This window comes from Methylotuvimicrobium buryatense, assembly GCF_005931095.1.
In the GTDB taxonomy this organism is placed as follows: Bacteria; Pseudomonadota; Gammaproteobacteria; order Methylococcales; family Methylomonadaceae; genus Methylotuvimicrobium; species Methylotuvimicrobium buryatense.
Genome location: NZ_CP035467.1, coordinates 4,863,688 through 4,882,236, shown reverse-complemented (window position 1 = coordinate 4,882,236; position 18,549 = coordinate 4,863,688). Strand labels below are relative to the sequence as shown.

Below are 18,549 nucleotides of genomic sequence, written 5' to 3'. Positions count from 1 at the left end.
GAATTCCAACACAACAAAAGAAGTGACCGAGCCGCAAGGCTTTACCAAAACGAGTCACCGTTGTAACTTACCGAATTGACAAAGGAGAAGAATATGCCTTCGCGCCGAGACTTAGCGAACGCCATACGCGCTTTGAGCATGGATGCCGTCCAAAAAGCCAACTCCGGACACCCGGGCGCACCGATGGGGATGGCGGATATCGCCGAGGTGTTGTGGAACGACTTCCTGCAGCATAACCCGACTAACCCGAGCTGGGCGAATCGAGACCGCTTTGTACTGTCCAACGGACACGGCTCGATGCTGCTGTACTCGTTACTGCATCTGACAGGCTACGGCCTGCCGATCGACGAACTGAAACAATTCCGTCAACTGCATTCGAAAACCCCGGGTCATCCGGAATACGGCTATGCGCCGGGCGTCGAAACGACGACCGGACCGTTAGGTCAAGGCATCACCAATGCCGTGGGTTTCGCGATAGCCGAACGCGCGCTGGCGGGCCAATTCAACCGCCCCGGCCACGAAATCGTCGACCACTACACCTACGCCTTCCTGGGCGACGGCTGCTTAATGGAAGGCATCTCGCATGAAGCTTGCTCATTGGCAGGCTCGATGAAACTGGGCAAACTGATTGCCGTCTACGACGACAACAACATCTCGATCGACGGCGAAGTCCGCGGTCACGGCGACACGCCGGGCTGGTTCCTGGACGACACGCCGAAACGCTTCGAAGCCTATGGCTGGCACGTCATCCCGAAAGTAGACGGCCATAACCCTGAAGCCGTCAAAAAAGCCTTGGAAGAAGCGCGCAGCGTGACCGACCGGCCGACTTTGATCTGTTGCCAAACCATCATTGGCTGGGGCTCGCCGAACAAAGAAGGCAAAGAAGAATGTCACGGAGCGGCATTAGGCGAAGCCGAAATCGAGGCGACCCGCGAACGCATCGGCTGGCCGCATGCGCCATTCGAAATCCCTGCCGACATCTATGCGGGCTGGGACGCGAAACACAAAGGCGCGCGTCAAGAAGCGGAGTGGAACGACAAATTCGCGAAATACCAAGCAGCGCATCCGGAACTGGCGGCCGAATTCGAACGTCGCATGAGCGGACAACTGCCGAGCGACTGGGCGGAAAAATCGAACGCCTTCATTGCCGCGGTCGACGCGAAAGGCGAAACCATCGCCAGCCGCAAAGCCTCGCAAAACACCCTGAACGGATTCGGACCGTTACTGCCCGAACTGATGGGCGGCTCGGCGGACTTGGCGGGCTCGAACCTGACCCTGTGGTCGGGCTGCAAAGACGTCAATGCACCGGGACACGACGGCAACTACGTCTACTACGGCGTCCGTGAATTCGGCATGTCGGCGATCATGAACGGCATCACCCTGCATGGCGGCTTCAAACCGTACGGCGCGACCTTCCTGATGTTCTCCGAATATGCGCGTAACGCATTGCGGATGGCGGCGTTGATGAAAATCCCGACCATCTTCGTATACACGCACGACTCGATCGGCTTAGGCGAAGACGGACCGACCCACCAACCGGTTGAACAAACCGCGACCTTGCGGATGATTCCGAACATGCAAGTGTGGCGTCCGTGCGATGCCGTGGAATCTGCGGTGTCGTGGAAAGCGGCGATCGAACGAAACGACGGTCCGAGCTGCCTGATCTTCTCACGGCAAAACCTAGCGCACATCGCGCGGACGTCGGCACAAATCGAAGCGATCGGTAAAGGCGGCTACATCCTGAAAGACAGTGAAGGTCAGCCGGACGTAATCCTGATCGCAACGGGATCGGAAGTCGAATTAGCGGTGAAAGCGGCGGACGAGCTGAGCGGCAAAGGTAAAAAAGTTCGAGTCGTATCGATGCCGTCGACCAACGTATTCGATGCACAAGACGAAGCCTACCGTGAGTCGGTATTGCCGAAAGCCGTCACGAAGCGCGTGGTCGTTGAAGCGGGCGTGACCGACAGTTGGTGGAAATACGCAGGCTCAAACGGCTGCGTAATCGGACTGGATCGTTTTGGCGAATCGGCCCCGGCCGGCGCGCTGTTCAAAGAGTTCGGCTTCACCGTTGACAATGTCGTCAAACACGTCGAAGCTCTGCTTTGATTCATCTTTAGCTAGTACCAGCAGAGTCTGGATAACAAAATGGTTTGCGGCGCCATGAGGTTATTTAACCTCTCGGTAGCCGCGAACCGATTAGGCTTCGTCGGCGGGTTTTGCTGAACAGCTTCTTAAAAACAACGTATTGATGTGGTGTCCACAGATGAAAAATAATAATTGGCTGAATAGTTTATTAGGGATACTGCCGACCTTTTCTTCCGACGACTCGGTCGAGCTGAGTAGCGATGTTGTAGTGTCTGTCAGAAATTCCGAAGGCCCGACAGGAGTAGAGCGATATTTGAATAAAATCACTCCGGAAAAAACGGTTTCCGTAACGGGAGTTGCAAGATATCTTGAAAAATACGCTGTAAAACCGGAAGCTGATAAACCTCAAGAAATTGTTGTCGAGAAATTAGAGCCAGAGTCATTGCCGGAAGAAATCGAATCGGGAGTATCTCGATATTTAACGAAAATGAATGAGCGTGCCAAGGTTGAGCCGGCAGTTACCGGCGTGGCTAAGTACCAAATGAGGCACGAGATATTGGATAAACCCCGGGAAATTGTAACTGGGGTAGCCAAATACCTGACTAAACAAGGGTTTGAAGAAAAAAAAGTGCCGGTTAGAACCGGCGTCGAAAAATATGTTACTAAGCAAGATCTTTTGGAAAATGCCGAGGTACCGGCAACAGGAGTAGCCAAATATTTATTGCGTCAGCAAATTGAAGCGACTCATTTGCCGCAAACGACCAAAGTTTCTAAATATATGACGCAGCAAGAACAAGCTGCTCGTCAAATACCGGCACAGACTGGTGTAACAAAATACCTCACCAAACAAATAGAGTTAGCAAAAAAATCCGCTCAGTTAACCGGTGTTGAGAAGTTCATTGATGAACAGGAAAAAGCCGAACAAAAATTGGCGGCGGAAAAAATTGTCGCTAGATATATTGAAGAAGAAGCCCGAATAGCGGCGGAAAAAAAAGCAGCTGTAGCTACTGCGATCGAAACGGCAGAGGAGTCGATTGAAAGTAAATTAGCGGCTATCAACGAAATGGACGGAACTTTAGTCGATAAATATGTTGCTAGACGGACTATTTTAAATAGCCTTCAACCGCCGGTTACCGGCGTGGCAAAATATACGGCTAAAAAATTAGCCAGAGAACATGGCGAGCCGGTTAAAACCGGCGTTGCCAGATATCTAGTAAAACAATATTTGGCTTCGTTGAATGCGCCGAAAGTAACCAAGGTTGAAAAATATATAACAAAAAGAGAATTGTTAGCATTGAGAGCGCCGGCGACGACCGGTGTAGATAAATATCTGGCTAAATCTTTGTTATCTCGTAAAGAAACATTAAAAGTTTCCGGTGTGTCCAAGTATTTGAAAAAACACACATTGACTGATAATAAGGTGCGTAACATTACCGGTGTTGCAAGATATATGATCAAGCAAATCGTAGCGCCAACCGCCGCAGAGCCTGTTATCGAGCTGACCGGCGTCGAAAAATATTTAAGGAATGCCGGTTGATAGTTCCGAAAATAAATTGATTTCAAGCGATATACGGGTAGTCGGGTTAGCTCGATAGAGGCTAGCCCGACCCTCGAGGCCGAATAATCGGCTAAACTTCATCTCTAGCCGCAAGCCTAAGCTTGCAAACCCTAACAGCGTAAATGGAATTAGCTCATTCCAAGCATTTAAGCGCTGCTTCTCGCTTTTTCGAACCAAAGTCTCTAAAAGGTATTGGGCATTGACATTTCAGCCCTTTCTACTTTACAGTTACCTCCGCATAACGAATATGTAACAAAAAATAATAACCTATCGGAGAAGAAACATGGCAAGACCATTAATACAAATGGCGTTGGACTCATTGGATTTCGAACAAACCGTTGCGCTTGCCGAGCAAGTAGCACCGTATGTAGATATTTTTGAGATTGGCACCCCATGCATCAAATACAACGGGGTTGGCTTAGTGAAAGAACTGAGACAACGTTTCCCGGACCAACTGTTGTTGGTTGATCTGAAAACGATGGATGCCGGCGAATACGAAGCGGCGCCGTTCTACGCAGCGGGCGCGGACATCTGCACCGTGTTGGGCGTATCGGGTCTGGCCACTATCGGTGGTGTAATCAAAGCGGCACGCGCGCACAATGCGGAAGTTCAAGTTGACCTGATCAACGTGCCTGACAAAGTTGAATGCGCACGCGAATCAGCGAAACTGGGCGCACAAATCGTCGGTGTACACACGGGCTTGGACGCACAAGCAGCGGGCCAAACGCCATTTGCCGATTTACAAGCGATTGCCGACCTAGGCCTGAACGTACGCGTATCGGTAGCCGGCGGTATCAAACAAGCGACCGTACAACAAGTGGTTGCCAGCGGCGCGAGCATCATCGTGGTCGGTGCGGCGATTTATGGCGCGCCATCCCCGGCAGAAGCAGCCCGTGAAATCCGTCAACTGGTTGATGCAGCGAGTGCATAAGTCATGCATCAGCAACTGATCATTGACAAAATATCCGGTATTCTAGCGGCGACCGACGACAGCTATGATCAAAAACTGACCGACCTACTCGACCAAGCGAAACGCGTGTTCGTATCGGGAGCGGGTCGGTCGGGCTTGATCGGTCGGTTTTTTGCGATGCGCTTAATGCATAGCGGCTACGATGTCAGCGTGGTTGGCGAAATCGTCACGCCGAGCATCAAGGCAGGCGACCTGTTAATCATCATCTCAGGCTCGGGCGAAACCGAACAATTGATCGCGTTCACCAAGAAAGCGAAAGAGATCGGCGCCAAAATCCTGTTGATCTCGGCGAAAAGCGATTCGACCATTGGTGATATGGCTGATGCAGTGTTCCAAGTTGGGACATCGGAGCTGTATGGCAAAGTGAAAGGCATGCCGATGGGCACCGTGTTCGAACTATCGACGCTGTTTTTCCTGGAAGCGATCATCTCACATATCATTCATGAGAAAGGCATTCCGGAAGAAGAAATGAGATCGCGGCACGCGAACCTGGAATGAGCCGAAGCGGAGCGATCCGCGCTGGAACAAACCGAAAGCCGAACCGAACGAGTGGCGACCCTGTCACTCGTTCCAACCGAATTCCAACACAACAAAAGAAGTGACCGAGCCGCAAGGCTTTACCAAAACGAGTCACCGTTGTAACTTACCGAATTGACAAAGGAGAAGAATATGCCTTCGCGCCGAGACTTAGCGAACGCCATACGCGCTTTGAGCATGGATGCCGTCCAAAAAGCCAACTCCGGACACCCGGGCGCACCGATGGGGATGGCGGATATCGCCGAGGTGTTGTGGAACGACTTCCTGCAGCATAACCCGACTAACCCGAGCTGGGCGAATCGAGACCGCTTTGTACTGTCCAACGGACACGGCTCGATGCTGCTGTACTCGTTACTGCATCTGACAGGCTACGGCCTGCCGATCGACGAACTGAAACAATTCCGTCAACTGCATTCGAAAACCCCGGGTCATCCGGAATACGGCTATGCGCCGGGCGTCGAAACGACGACCGGACCGTTAGGTCAAGGCATCACCAATGCCGTGGGTTTCGCGATAGCCGAACGCGCGCTGGCGGGCCAATTCAACCGCCCCGGCCACGAAATCGTCGACCACTACACCTACGCCTTCCTGGGCGACGGCTGCTTAATGGAAGGCATCTCGCATGAAGCTTGCTCATTGGCAGGCTCGATGAAACTGGGCAAACTGATTGCCGTCTACGACGACAACAACATCTCGATCGACGGCGAAGTCCGCGGTCACGGCGACACGCCGGGCTGGTTCCTGGACGACACGCCGAAACGCTTCGAAGCCTATGGCTGGCACGTCATCCCGAAAGTAGACGGCCATAACCCTGAAGCCGTCAAAAAAGCCTTGGAAGAAGCGCGCAGCGTGACCGACCGGCCGACTTTGATCTGTTGCCAAACCATCATTGGCTGGGGCTCGCCGAACAAAGAAGGCAAAGAAGAATGTCACGGAGCGGCATTAGGCGAAGCCGAAATCGAGGCGACCCGCGAACGCATCGGCTGGCCGCATGCGCCATTCGAAATCCCTGCCGACATCTATGCGGGCTGGGACGCGAAACACAAAGGCGCGCGTCAAGAAGCGGAGTGGAACGACAAATTCGCGAAATACCAAGCAGCGCATCCGGAACTGGCGGCCGAATTCGAACGTCGCATGAGCGGACAACTGCCGAGCGACTGGGCGGAAAAATCGAACGCCTTCATTGCCGCGGTCGACGCGAAAGGCGAAACCATCGCCAGCCGCAAAGCCTCGCAAAACACCCTGAACGGATTCGGACCGTTACTGCCCGAACTGATGGGCGGCTCGGCGGACTTGGCGGGCTCGAACCTGACCCTGTGGTCGGGCTGCAAAGACGTCAATGCACCGGGACACGACGGCAACTACGTCTACTACGGCGTCCGTGAATTCGGCATGTCGGCGATCATGAACGGCATCACCCTGCATGGCGGCTTCAAACCGTACGGCGCGACCTTCCTGATGTTCTCCGAATATGCGCGTAACGCATTGCGGATGGCGGCGTTGATGAAAATCCCGACCATCTTCGTATACACGCACGACTCGATCGGCTTAGGCGAAGACGGACCGACCCACCAACCGGTTGAACAAACCGCGACCTTGCGGATGATTCCGAACATGCAAGTGTGGCGTCCGTGCGATGCCGTGGAATCTGCGGTGTCGTGGAAAGCGGCGATCGAACGAAACGACGGTCCGAGCTGCCTGATCTTCTCACGGCAAAACCTAGCGCACATCGCGCGGACGTCGGCACAAATCGAAGCGATCGGTAAAGGCGGCTACATCCTGAAAGACAGTGAAGGTCAGCCGGACGTAATCCTGATCGCAACGGGATCGGAAGTCGAATTAGCGGTGAAAGCGGCGGACGAGCTGAGCGGCAAAGGTAAAAAAGTTCGAGTCGTATCGATGCCGTCGACCAACGTATTCGATGCACAAGACGAAGCCTACCGTGAGTCGGTATTGCCGAAAGCCGTCACGAAGCGCGTGGTCGTTGAAGCGGGCGTGACCGACAGTTGGTGGAAATACGCAGGCTCAAACGGCTGCGTAATCGGACTGGATCGTTTTGGCGAATCGGCCCCGGCCGGCGCGCTGTTCAAAGAGTTCGGCTTCACCGTTGACAATGTCGTCAAACACGTCGAAGCTCTGCTTTGATTCATCTTTAGCTAGTACCAGCAGAGTCTGGATAACAAAATGGTTTGCGGCGCCATGAGGTTATTTAACCTCTCGGTAGCCGCGAACCGATTAGGCTTCGTCGGCGGGTTTTGCTGAACAGCTTCTTAAAAACAACGTATTGATGTGGTGTCCACAGATGAAAAATAATAATTGGCTGAATAGTTTATTAGGGATACTGCCGACCTTTTCTTCCGACGACTCGGTCGAGCTGAGTAGCGATGTTGTAGTGTCTGTCAGAAATTCCGAAGGCCCGACAGGAGTAGAGCGATATTTGAATAAAATCACTCCGGAAAAAACGGTTTCCGTAACGGGAGTTGCAAGATATCTTGAAAAATACGCTGTAAAACCGGAAGCTGATAAACCTCAAGAAATTGTTGTCGAGAAATTAGAGCCAGAGTCATTGCCGGAAGAAATCGAATCGGGAGTATCTCGATATTTAACGAAAATGAATGAGCGTGCCAAGGTTGAGCCGGCAGTTACCGGCGTGGCTAAGTACCAAATGAGGCACGAGATATTGGATAAACCCCGGGAAATTGTAACTGGGGTAGCCAAATACCTGACTAAACAAGGGTTTGAAGAAAAAAAAGTGCCGGTTAGAACCGGCGTCGAAAAATATGTTACTAAGCAAGATCTTTTGGAAAATGCCGAGGTACCGGCAACAGGAGTAGCCAAATATTTATTGCGTCAGCAAATTGAAGCGACTCATTTGCCGCAAACGACCAAAGTTTCTAAATATATGACGCAGCAAGAACAAGCTGCTCGTCAAATACCGGCACAGACTGGTGTAACAAAATACCTCACCAAACAAATAGAGTTAGCAAAAAAATCCGCTCAGTTAACCGGTGTTGAGAAGTTCATTGATGAACAGGAAAAAGCCGAACAAAAATTGGCGGCGGAAAAAATTGTCGCTAGATATATTGAAGAAGAAGCCCGAATAGCGGCGGAAAAAAAAGCAGCTGTAGCTACTGCGATCGAAACGGCAGAGGAGTCGATTGAAAGTAAATTAGCGGCTATCAACGAAATGGACGGAACTTTAGTCGATAAATATGTTGCTAGACGGACTATTTTAAATAGCCTTCAACCGCCGGTTACCGGCGTGGCAAAATATACGGCTAAAAAATTAGCCAGAGAACATGGCGAGCCGGTTAAAACCGGCGTTGCCAGATATCTAGTAAAACAATATTTGGCTTCGTTGAATGCGCCGAAAGTAACCAAGGTTGAAAAATATATAACAAAAAGAGAATTGTTAGCATTGAGAGCGCCGGCGACGACCGGTGTAGATAAATATCTGGCTAAATCTTTGTTATCTCGTAAAGAAACATTAAAAGTTTCCGGTGTGTCCAAGTATTTGAAAAAACACACATTGACTGATAATAAGGTGCGTAACATTACCGGTGTTGCAAGATATATGATCAAGCAAATCGTAGCGCCAACCGCCGCAGAGCCTGTTATCGAGCTGACCGGCGTCGAAAAATATTTAAGGAATGCCGGTTGATAGTTCCGAAAATAAATTGATTTCAAGCGATATACGGGTAGTCGGGTTAGCTCGATAGAGGCTAGCCCGACCCTCGAGGCCGAATAATCGGCTAAACTTCATCTCTAGCCGCAAGCCTAAGCTTGCAAACCCTAACAGCGTAAATGGAATTAGCTCATTCCAAGCATTTAAGCGCTGCTTCTCGCTTTTTCGAACCAAAGTCTCTAAAAGGTATTGGGCATTGACATTTCAGCCCTTTCTACTTTACAGTTACCTCCGCATAACGAATATGTAACAAAAAATAATAACCTATCGGAGAAGAAACATGGCAAGACCATTAATACAAATGGCGTTGGACTCATTGGATTTCGAACAAACCGTTGCGCTTGCCGAGCAAGTAGCACCGTATGTAGATATTTTTGAGATTGGCACCCCATGCATCAAATACAACGGGGTTGGCTTAGTGAAAGAACTGAGACAACGTTTCCCGGACCAACTGTTGTTGGTTGATCTGAAAACGATGGATGCCGGCGAATACGAAGCGGCGCCGTTCTACGCAGCGGGCGCGGACATCTGCACCGTGTTGGGCGTATCGGGTCTGGCCACTATCGGTGGTGTAATCAAAGCGGCACGCGCGCACAATGCGGAAGTTCAAGTTGACCTGATCAACGTGCCTGACAAAGTTGAATGCGCACGCGAATCAGCGAAACTGGGCGCACAAATCGTCGGTGTACACACGGGCTTGGACGCACAAGCAGCGGGCCAAACGCCATTTGCCGATTTACAAGCGATTGCCGACCTAGGCCTGAACGTACGCGTATCGGTAGCCGGCGGTATCAAACAAGCGACCGTACAACAAGTGGTTGCCAGCGGCGCGAGCATCATCGTGGTCGGTGCGGCGATTTATGGCGCGCCATCCCCGGCAGAAGCAGCCCGTGAAATCCGTCAACTGGTTGATGCAGCGAGTGCATAAGTCATGCATCAGCAACTGATCATTGACAAAATATCCGGTATTCTAGCGGCGACCGACGACAGCTATGATCAAAAACTGACCGACCTACTCGACCAAGCGAAACGCGTGTTCGTATCGGGAGCGGGTCGGTCGGGCTTGATCGGTCGGTTTTTTGCGATGCGCTTAATGCATAGCGGCTACGATGTCAGCGTGGTTGGCGAAATCGTCACGCCGAGCATCAAGGCAGGCGACCTGTTAATCATCATCTCAGGCTCGGGCGAAACCGAACAATTGATCGCGTTCACCAAGAAAGCGAAAGAGATCGGCGCCAAAATCCTGTTGATCTCGGCGAAAAGCGATTCGACCATTGGTGATATGGCTGATGCAGTGTTCCAAGTTGGGACATCGGAGCTGTATGGCAAAGTGAAAGGCATGCCGATGGGCACCGTGTTCGAACTATCGACGCTGTTTTTCCTGGAAGCGATCATCTCACATATCATTCATGAGAAAGGCATTCCGGAAGAAGAAATGAGATCGCGGCACGCGAACCTGGAATGAGCCGAAGCGGAGCGATCCGCGCTGGAACAAACCGAAAGCCGAACCGAACGAGTGGCGACCCTGTCACTCGTTCCAACCGAATTCCAACACAACAAAAGAAGTGACCGAGCCGCAAGGCTTTACCAAAACGAGTCACCGTTGTAACTTACCGAATTGACAAAGGAGAAGAATATGCCTTCGCGCCGAGACTTAGCGAACGCCATACGCGCTTTGAGCATGGATGCCGTCCAAAAAGCCAACTCCGGACACCCGGGCGCACCGATGGGGATGGCGGATATCGCCGAGGTGTTGTGGAACGACTTCCTGCAGCATAACCCGACTAACCCGAGCTGGGCGAATCGAGACCGCTTTGTACTGTCCAACGGACACGGCTCGATGCTGCTGTACTCGTTACTGCATCTGACAGGCTACGGCCTGCCGATCGACGAACTGAAACAATTCCGTCAACTGCATTCGAAAACCCCGGGTCATCCGGAATACGGCTATGCGCCGGGCGTCGAAACGACGACCGGACCGTTAGGTCAAGGCATCACCAATGCCGTGGGTTTCGCGATAGCCGAACGCGCGCTGGCGGGCCAATTCAACCGCCCCGGCCACGAAATCGTCGACCACTACACCTACGCCTTCCTGGGCGACGGCTGCTTAATGGAAGGCATCTCGCATGAAGCTTGCTCATTGGCAGGCTCGATGAAACTGGGCAAACTGATTGCCGTCTACGACGACAACAACATCTCGATCGACGGCGAAGTCCGCGGTCACGGCGACACGCCGGGCTGGTTCCTGGACGACACGCCGAAACGCTTCGAAGCCTATGGCTGGCACGTCATCCCGAAAGTAGACGGCCATAACCCTGAAGCCGTCAAAAAAGCCTTGGAAGAAGCGCGCAGCGTGACCGACCGGCCGACTTTGATCTGTTGCCAAACCATCATTGGCTGGGGCTCGCCGAACAAAGAAGGCAAAGAAGAATGTCACGGAGCGGCATTAGGCGAAGCCGAAATCGAGGCGACCCGCGAACGCATCGGCTGGCCGCATGCGCCATTCGAAATCCCTGCCGACATCTATGCGGGCTGGGACGCGAAACACAAAGGCGCGCGTCAAGAAGCGGAGTGGAACGACAAATTCGCGAAATACCAAGCAGCGCATCCGGAACTGGCGGCCGAATTCGAACGTCGCATGAGCGGACAACTGCCGAGCGACTGGGCGGAAAAATCGAACGCCTTCATTGCCGCGGTCGACGCGAAAGGCGAAACCATCGCCAGCCGCAAAGCCTCGCAAAACACCCTGAACGGATTCGGACCGTTACTGCCCGAACTGATGGGCGGCTCGGCGGACTTGGCGGGCTCGAACCTGACCCTGTGGTCGGGCTGCAAAGACGTCAATGCACCGGGACACGACGGCAACTACGTCTACTACGGCGTCCGTGAATTCGGCATGTCGGCGATCATGAACGGCATCACCCTGCATGGCGGCTTCAAACCGTACGGCGCGACCTTCCTGATGTTCTCCGAATATGCGCGTAACGCATTGCGGATGGCGGCGTTGATGAAAATCCCGACCATCTTCGTATACACGCACGACTCGATCGGCTTAGGCGAAGACGGACCGACCCACCAACCGGTTGAACAAACCGCGACCTTGCGGATGATTCCGAACATGCAAGTGTGGCGTCCGTGCGATGCCGTGGAATCTGCGGTGTCGTGGAAAGCGGCGATCGAACGAAACGACGGTCCGAGCTGCCTGATCTTCTCACGGCAAAACCTAGCGCACATCGCGCGGACGTCGGCACAAATCGAAGCGATCGGTAAAGGCGGCTACATCCTGAAAGACAGTGAAGGTCAGCCGGACGTAATCCTGATCGCAACGGGATCGGAAGTCGAATTAGCGGTGAAAGCGGCGGACGAGCTGAGCGGCAAAGGTAAAAAAGTTCGAGTCGTATCGATGCCGTCGACCAACGTATTCGATGCACAAGACGAAGCCTACCGTGAGTCGGTATTGCCGAAAGCCGTCACGAAGCGCGTGGTCGTTGAAGCGGGCGTGACCGACAGTTGGTGGAAATACGCAGGCTCAAACGGCTGCGTAATCGGACTGGATCGTTTTGGCGAATCGGCCCCGGCCGGCGCGCTGTTCAAAGAGTTCGGCTTCACCGTTGACAATGTCGTCAAACACGTCGAAGCTCTGCTTTGATTCATCTTTAGCTAGTACCAGCAGAGTCTGGATAACAAAATGGTTTGCGGCGCCATGAGGTTATTTAACCTCTCGGTAGCCGCGAACCGATTAGGCTTCGTCGGCGGGTTTTGCTGAACAGCTTCTTAAAAACAACGTATTGATGTGGTGTCCACAGATGAAAAATAATAATTGGCTGAATAGTTTATTAGGGATACTGCCGACCTTTTCTTCCGACGACTCGGTCGAGCTGAGTAGCGATGTTGTAGTGTCTGTCAGAAATTCCGAAGGCCCGACAGGAGTAGAGCGATATTTGAATAAAATCACTCCGGAAAAAACGGTTTCCGTAACGGGAGTTGCAAGATATCTTGAAAAATACGCTGTAAAACCGGAAGCTGATAAACCTCAAGAAATTGTTGTCGAGAAATTAGAGCCAGAGTCATTGCCGGAAGAAATCGAATCGGGAGTATCTCGATATTTAACGAAAATGAATGAGCGTGCCAAGGTTGAGCCGGCAGTTACCGGCGTGGCTAAGTACCAAATGAGGCACGAGATATTGGATAAACCCCGGGAAATTGTAACTGGGGTAGCCAAATACCTGACTAAACAAGGGTTTGAAGAAAAAAAAGTGCCGGTTAGAACCGGCGTCGAAAAATATGTTACTAAGCAAGATCTTTTGGAAAATGCCGAGGTACCGGCAACAGGAGTAGCCAAATATTTATTGCGTCAGCAAATTGAAGCGACTCATTTGCCGCAAACGACCAAAGTTTCTAAATATATGACGCAGCAAGAACAAGCTGCTCGTCAAATACCGGCACAGACTGGTGTAACAAAATACCTCACCAAACAAATAGAGTTAGCAAAAAAATCCGCTCAGTTAACCGGTGTTGAGAAGTTCATTGATGAACAGGAAAAAGCCGAACAAAAATTGGCGGCGGAAAAAATTGTCGCTAGATATATTGAAGAAGAAGCCCGAATAGCGGCGGAAAAAAAAGCAGCTGTAGCTACTGCGATCGAAACGGCAGAGGAGTCGATTGAAAGTAAATTAGCGGCTATCAACGAAATGGACGGAACTTTAGTCGATAAATATGTTGCTAGACGGACTATTTTAAATAGCCTTCAACCGCCGGTTACCGGCGTGGCAAAATATACGGCTAAAAAATTAGCCAGAGAACATGGCGAGCCGGTTAAAACCGGCGTTGCCAGATATCTAGTAAAACAATATTTGGCTTCGTTGAATGCGCCGAAAGTAACCAAGGTTGAAAAATATATAACAAAAAGAGAATTGTTAGCATTGAGAGCGCCGGCGACGACCGGTGTAGATAAATATCTGGCTAAATCTTTGTTATCTCGTAAAGAAACATTAAAAGTTTCCGGTGTGTCCAAGTATTTGAAAAAACACACATTGACTGATAATAAGGTGCGTAACATTACCGGTGTTGCAAGATATATGATCAAGCAAATCGTAGCGCCAACCGCCGCAGAGCCTGTTATCGAGCTGACCGGCGTCGAAAAATATTTAAGGAATGCCGGTTGATAGTTCCGAAAATAAATTGATTTCAAGCGATATACGGGTAGTCGGGTTAGCTCGATAGAGGCTAGCCCGACCCTCGAGGCCGAATAATCGGCTAAACTTCATCTCTAGCCGCAAGCCTAAGCTTGCAAACCCTAACAGCGTAAATGGAATTAGCTCATTCCAAGCATTTAAGCGCTGCTTCTCGCTTTTTCGAACCAAAGTCTCTAAAAGGTATTGGGCATTGACATTTCAGCCCTTTCTACTTTACAGTTACCTCCGCATAACGAATATGTAACAAAAAATAATAACCTATCGGAGAAGAAACATGGCAAGACCATTAATACAAATGGCGTTGGACTCATTGGATTTCGAACAAACCGTTGCGCTTGCCGAGCAAGTAGCACCGTATGTAGATATTTTTGAGATTGGCACCCCATGCATCAAATACAACGGGGTTGGCTTAGTGAAAGAACTGAGACAACGTTTCCCGGACCAACTGTTGTTGGTTGATCTGAAAACGATGGATGCCGGCGAATACGAAGCGGCGCCGTTCTACGCAGCGGGCGCGGACATCTGCACCGTGTTGGGCGTATCGGGTCTGGCCACTATCGGTGGTGTAATCAAAGCGGCACGCGCGCACAATGCGGAAGTTCAAGTTGACCTGATCAACGTGCCTGACAAAGTTGAATGCGCACGCGAATCAGCGAAACTGGGCGCACAAATCGTCGGTGTACACACGGGCTTGGACGCACAAGCAGCGGGCCAAACGCCATTTGCCGATTTACAAGCGATTGCCGACCTAGGCCTGAACGTACGCGTATCGGTAGCCGGCGGTATCAAACAAGCGACCGTACAACAAGTGGTTGCCAGCGGCGCGAGCATCATCGTGGTCGGTGCGGCGATTTATGGCGCGCCATCCCCGGCAGAAGCAGCCCGTGAAATCCGTCAACTGGTTGATGCAGCGAGTGCATAAGTCATGCATCAGCAACTGATCATTGACAAAATATCCGGTATTCTAGCGGCGACCGACGACAGCTATGATCAAAAACTGACCGACCTACTCGACCAAGCGAAACGCGTGTTCGTATCGGGAGCGGGTCGGTCGGGCTTGATCGGTCGGTTTTTTGCGATGCGCTTAATGCATAGCGGCTACGATGTCAGCGTGGTTGGCGAAATCGTCACGCCGAGCATCAAGGCAGGCGACCTGTTAATCATCATCTCAGGCTCGGGCGAAACCGAACAATTGATCGCGTTCACCAAGAAAGCGAAAGAGATCGGCGCCAAAATCCTGTTGATCTCGGCGAAAAGCGATTCGACCATTGGTGATATGGCTGATGCAGTGTTCCAAGTTGGGACATCGGAGCTGTATGGCAAAGTGAAAGGCATGCCGATGGGCACCGTGTTCGAACTATCGACGCTGTTTTTCCTGGAAGCGATCATCTCACATATCATTCATGAGAAAGGCATTCCGGAAGAAGAAATGAGATCGCGGCACGCGAACCTGGAATGAGCCGAAGCGGAGCGATCCGCGCTGGAACAAACCGAAAGCCGAACCGAACGAGTGGCGACCCTGTCACTCGTTCCAACCGAATTCCAACACAACAAAAGAAGTGACCGAGCCGCAAGGCTTTACCAAAACGAGTCACCGTTGTAACTTACCGAATTGACAAAGGAGAAGAATATGCCTTCGCGCCGAGACTTAGCGAACGCCATACGCGCTTTGAGCATGGATGCCGTCCAAAAAGCCAACTCCGGACACCCGGGCGCACCGATGGGGATGGCGGATATCGCCGAGGTGTTGTGGAACGACTTCCTGCAGCATAACCCGACTAACCCGAGCTGGGCGAATCGAGACCGCTTTGTACTGTCCAACGGACACGGCTCGATGCTGCTGTACTCGTTACTGCATCTGACAGGCTACGGCCTGCCGATCGACGAACTGAAACAATTCCGTCAACTGCATTCGAAAACCCCGGGTCATCCGGAATACGGCTATGCGCCGGGCGTCGAAACGACGACCGGACCGTTAGGTCAAGGCATCACCAATGCCGTGGGTTTCGCGATAGCCGAACGCGCGCTGGCGGGCCAATTCAACCGCCCCGGCCACGAAATCGTCGACCACTACACCTACGCCTTCCTGGGCGACGGCTGCTTAATGGAAGGCATCTCGCATGAAGCTTGCTCATTGGCAGGCTCGATGAAACTGGGCAAACTGATTGCCGTCTACGACGACAACAACATCTCGATCGACGGCGAAGTCCGCGGTCACGGCGACACGCCGGGCTGGTTCCTGGACGACACGCCGAAACGCTTCGAAGCCTATGGCTGGCACGTCATCCCGAAAGTAGACGGCCATAACCCTGAAGCCGTCAAAAAAGCCTTGGAAGAAGCGCGCAGCGTGACCGACCGGCCGACTTTGATCTGTTGCCAAACCATCATTGGCTGGGGCTCGCCGAACAAAGAAGGCAAAGAAGAATGTCACGGAGCGGCATTAGGCGAAGCCGAAATCGAGGCGACCCGCGAACGCATCGGCTGGCCGCATGCGCCATTCGAAATCCCTGCCGACATCTATGCGGGCTGGGACGCGAAACACAAAGGCGCGCGTCAAGAAGCGGAGTGGAACGACAAATTCGCGAAATACCAAGCAGCGCATCCGGAACTGGCGGCCGAATTCGAACGTCGCATGAGCGGACAACTGCCGAGCGACTGGGCGGAAAAATCGAACGCCTTCATTGCCGCGGTCGACGCGAAAGGCGAAACCATCGCCAGCCGCAAAGCCTCGCAAAACACCCTGAACGGATTCGGACCGTTACTGCCCGAACTGATGGGCGGCTCGGCGGACTTGGCGGGCTCGAACCTGACCCTGTGGTCGGGCTGCAAAGACGTCAATGCACCGGGACACGACGGCAACTACGTCTACTACGGCGTCCGTGAATTCGGCATGTCGGCGATCATGAACGGCATCACCCTGCATGGCGGCTTCAAACCGTACGGCGCGACCTTCCTGATGTTCTCCGAATATGCGCGTAACGCATTGCGGATGGCGGCGTTGATGAAAATCCCGACCATCTTCGTATACACGCACGACTCGATCGGCTTAGGCGAAGACGGACCGACCCACCAACCGGTTGAACAAACCGCGACCTTGCGGATGATTCCGAACATGCAAGTGTGGCGTCCGTGCGATGCCGTGGAATCTGCGGTGTCGTGGAAAGCGGCGATCGAACGAAACGACGGTCCGAGCTGCCTGATCTTCTCACGGCAAAACCTAGCGCACATCGCGCGGACGTCGGCACAAATCGAAGCGATCGGTAAAGGCGGCTACATCCTGAAAGACAGTGAAGGTCAGCCGGACGTAATCCTGATCGCAACGGGATCGGAAGTCGAATTAGCGGTGAAAGCGGCGGACGAGCTGAGCGGCAAAGGTAAAAAAGTTCGAGTCGTATCGATGCCGTCGACCAACGTATTCGATGCACAAGACGAAGCCTACCGTGAGTCGGTATTGCCGAAAGCCGTCACGAAGCGCGTGGTCGTTGAAGCGGGCGTGACCGACAGTTGGTGGAAATACGCAGGCTCAAACGGCTGCGTAATCGGACTGGATCGTTTTGGCGAATCGGCCCCGGCCGGCGCGCTGTTCAAAGAGTTCGGCTTCACCGTTGACAATGTCGTCAAACACGTCGAAGCTCTGCTTTGATAATTAACTTTAACAATTAACATTACACAGAGCGAAAAGTCATTCGGAAATGCGTTAGTGACCGGATGGCTTTTCAGCTTCCTACAGCAGAAAGGGGAACAACGTGAAAGTGAATACTATTACCATGGGTGCTTTGGCATCCTTGCTACTATCTAGTCCGATAGTTGGCGCTGAAGATAAATATCCGGCAGCAGACTTTAAACCGAAGGTTCAATATCAGGATTCCGACTATATCGCCAATACAGCGAAAGAGCCGGCCAAGGCTGAAGTCGCTGCCAAACCGACAGAGCCCGACTCCCGTTATCCAGCGACCAATTTCGAGCCAAAAGTCGTTTATCAAGATAGCGAGTATAAGCATACAACGCCAAAAGTGGCGACTCCAAGTGCGAACACAAGCTCGTCTTCTACGAGTTCAAGTGCTGAAGTCGCGAGCGCCGAATCGGCAACTCAAGAAGCGAAATCGGATAACACTCTAGTGATACTAGTCGCCGTATTGGCTGCTGTCGGTTTTCTAGTATTTAGAAGAAGTTCGGGTGTTGCCAAGTCCGGTGCGAGTGCTTCGGCTTATTATCAAGACAACAGCGGAACGACCGGCGTTGCAAGATATCTCAACAAGCTTGAAGGCTCTGCAGTGACTGGCGTCGCTAAATATTTGGAAAAACAAGCGGCATCGGTGCAAGAAAAAGTTGCGACCACAGGGGTCGACAAATATTTGGAAAAGAAAGAATTGGAATCGGAAACCGGCGTGTCAAAATATCTTCGTACTAAAGGCTAAAATCGAAGAGAACTAAAGGATAAAGAGCAAACAATCGAGATTTGTAGCCGGAAATGACTTCTAATTGATCGAATATACGTCTAATTGCTATGAGATTTGGG

Annotated in this window: 14 protein-coding genes; all 14 read left to right on the top strand. The window is 52.0% G+C overall.

The genetic code is table 11. The features are described 5' to 3' along the window. Nucleotides 1-93: 93 nt before the first annotated feature. Nucleotides 94-2,106 carry a transketolase gene (gene tkt / locus EQU24_RS21620; protein WP_017841573.1) on the top strand — a complete coding sequence of 671 codons (2,013 nt, stop codon included), beginning with the start codon at nt 94-96 and terminating at the stop codon, nt 2,104-2,106. A gap of 157 nt (nt 2,107-2,263) precedes the next feature. After that, nucleotides 2,264-3,622, top strand: coding sequence for a hypothetical protein (locus EQU24_RS21615; RefSeq protein WP_017841574.1), 1,359 nt, complete (start codon nt 2,264-2,266; stop codon nt 3,620-3,622). A gap of 304 nt (nt 3,623-3,926) precedes the next feature. Then, nucleotides 3,927-4,574 (top strand): 3-hexulose-6-phosphate synthase, encoded by a 648-nt coding sequence (hxlA, locus tag EQU24_RS23155; protein ID WP_017841571.1) that lies wholly within the window; start codon nt 3,927-3,929, stop codon nt 4,572-4,574. 3 nt (nt 4,575-4,577) lie between these two features. Further along, a complete protein-coding gene (hxlB, locus tag EQU24_RS23150; RefSeq protein WP_017841572.1) occupies nt 4,578-5,111 on the top strand; it encodes a 6-phospho-3-hexuloisomerase in 534 nt (177 codons plus the stop codon). 171 nt (nt 5,112-5,282) lie between these two features. Next, nucleotides 5,283-7,295 (top strand): transketolase, encoded by a 2,013-nt coding sequence (tkt, locus tag EQU24_RS21605; protein WP_017841573.1) that lies wholly within the window; start codon nt 5,283-5,285, stop codon nt 7,293-7,295. Between the two features lie 157 nt (nt 7,296-7,452). Next, nucleotides 7,453-8,811: a hypothetical protein gene (locus EQU24_RS21600; RefSeq protein ID WP_017841574.1), complete on the top strand. Its 1,359-nt coding sequence runs from the start codon at nt 7,453-7,455 to the stop codon at nt 8,809-8,811. Nucleotides 8,812-9,115: 304 nt separating this feature from the next. Next, nucleotides 9,116-9,763: a 3-hexulose-6-phosphate synthase gene (hxlA, locus tag EQU24_RS23145; RefSeq protein ID WP_017841571.1), complete on the top strand. Its 648-nt coding sequence runs from the start codon at nt 9,116-9,118 to the stop codon at nt 9,761-9,763. Between the two features lie 3 nt (nt 9,764-9,766). Beyond that, the gene (gene hxlB / locus EQU24_RS23140) at nt 9,767-10,300 is read left to right on the top strand and encodes a 6-phospho-3-hexuloisomerase (RefSeq protein ID WP_017841572.1); all 534 of its coding nucleotides are present in this window, start codon (nt 9,767-9,769) and stop codon (nt 10,298-10,300) included. Nucleotides 10,301-10,471: 171 nt separating this feature from the next. Beyond that, entirely contained in the window at nt 10,472-12,484 is a 2,013-nt protein-coding gene (gene tkt / locus EQU24_RS21590; protein WP_017841573.1) for a transketolase, read from the top strand. A gap of 157 nt (nt 12,485-12,641) precedes the next feature. Next, the gene (locus EQU24_RS21585; protein ID WP_017841574.1) at nt 12,642-14,000 is read left to right on the top strand and encodes a hypothetical protein; all 1,359 of its coding nucleotides are present in this window, start codon (nt 12,642-12,644) and stop codon (nt 13,998-14,000) included. Between the two features lie 304 nt (nt 14,001-14,304). Further along, nucleotides 14,305-14,952 (top strand): 3-hexulose-6-phosphate synthase, encoded by a 648-nt coding sequence (gene hxlA, locus EQU24_RS23135; protein ID WP_017841571.1) that lies wholly within the window; start codon nt 14,305-14,307, stop codon nt 14,950-14,952. A gap of 3 nt (nt 14,953-14,955) precedes the next feature. Further along, on the top strand, nt 14,956-15,489 hold the full coding sequence (gene hxlB, locus EQU24_RS23130) for a 6-phospho-3-hexuloisomerase (protein ID WP_017841572.1): 534 nt from the start codon (nt 14,956-14,958) through the stop codon (nt 15,487-15,489). Nucleotides 15,490-15,660: 171 nt separating this feature from the next. After that, complete coding sequence (gene tkt, locus EQU24_RS21575; protein WP_017841573.1) at nt 15,661-17,673, top strand: transketolase; 2,013 nt, start codon at nt 15,661-15,663, stop codon at nt 17,671-17,673. A 103-nt stretch (nt 17,674-17,776) separates the two neighbouring features. After that, entirely contained in the window at nt 17,777-18,448 is a 672-nt protein-coding gene (locus tag EQU24_RS21570) for a hypothetical protein (RefSeq protein WP_026130265.1), read from the top strand. Nucleotides 18,449-18,549: the final 101 nt, after the last annotated feature.

Excerpts from the sequence above, each read along its gene's own strand:
- EQU24_RS21600 (WP_017841574.1), top strand. The coding sequence starts at position 7,453 with ATGAAAAATAATAATTGGCTGAATAGTTTATTAGGGATACTGCCGACC.
- EQU24_RS21615 (WP_017841574.1), top strand. The coding sequence starts at position 2,264 with ATGAAAAATAATAATTGGCTGAATAGTTTATTAGGGATACTGCCGACC.
- hxlA (WP_017841571.1), top strand. The coding sequence starts at position 14,305 with ATGGCAAGACCATTAATACAAATGGCGTTGGACTCATTGGATTTCGAA.
- hxlA (WP_017841571.1), top strand. The coding sequence starts at position 9,116 with ATGGCAAGACCATTAATACAAATGGCGTTGGACTCATTGGATTTCGAA.
- tkt (WP_017841573.1), top strand. The coding sequence starts at position 10,472 with ATGCCTTCGCGCCGAGACTTAGCGAACGCCATACGCGCTTTGAGCATG.
- tkt (WP_017841573.1), top strand. The coding sequence starts at position 94 with ATGCCTTCGCGCCGAGACTTAGCGAACGCCATACGCGCTTTGAGCATG.
- tkt (WP_017841573.1), top strand. The coding sequence starts at position 5,283 with ATGCCTTCGCGCCGAGACTTAGCGAACGCCATACGCGCTTTGAGCATG.
- hxlB (WP_017841572.1), top strand. The coding sequence starts at position 4,578 with ATGCATCAGCAACTGATCATTGACAAAATATCCGGTATTCTAGCGGCG.
- hxlB (WP_017841572.1), top strand. The coding sequence starts at position 14,956 with ATGCATCAGCAACTGATCATTGACAAAATATCCGGTATTCTAGCGGCG.
- EQU24_RS21585 (WP_017841574.1), top strand. The coding sequence starts at position 12,642 with ATGAAAAATAATAATTGGCTGAATAGTTTATTAGGGATACTGCCGACC.
- hxlA (WP_017841571.1), top strand. The coding sequence starts at position 3,927 with ATGGCAAGACCATTAATACAAATGGCGTTGGACTCATTGGATTTCGAA.
- tkt (WP_017841573.1), top strand. The coding sequence starts at position 15,661 with ATGCCTTCGCGCCGAGACTTAGCGAACGCCATACGCGCTTTGAGCATG.
- hxlB (WP_017841572.1), top strand. The coding sequence starts at position 9,767 with ATGCATCAGCAACTGATCATTGACAAAATATCCGGTATTCTAGCGGCG.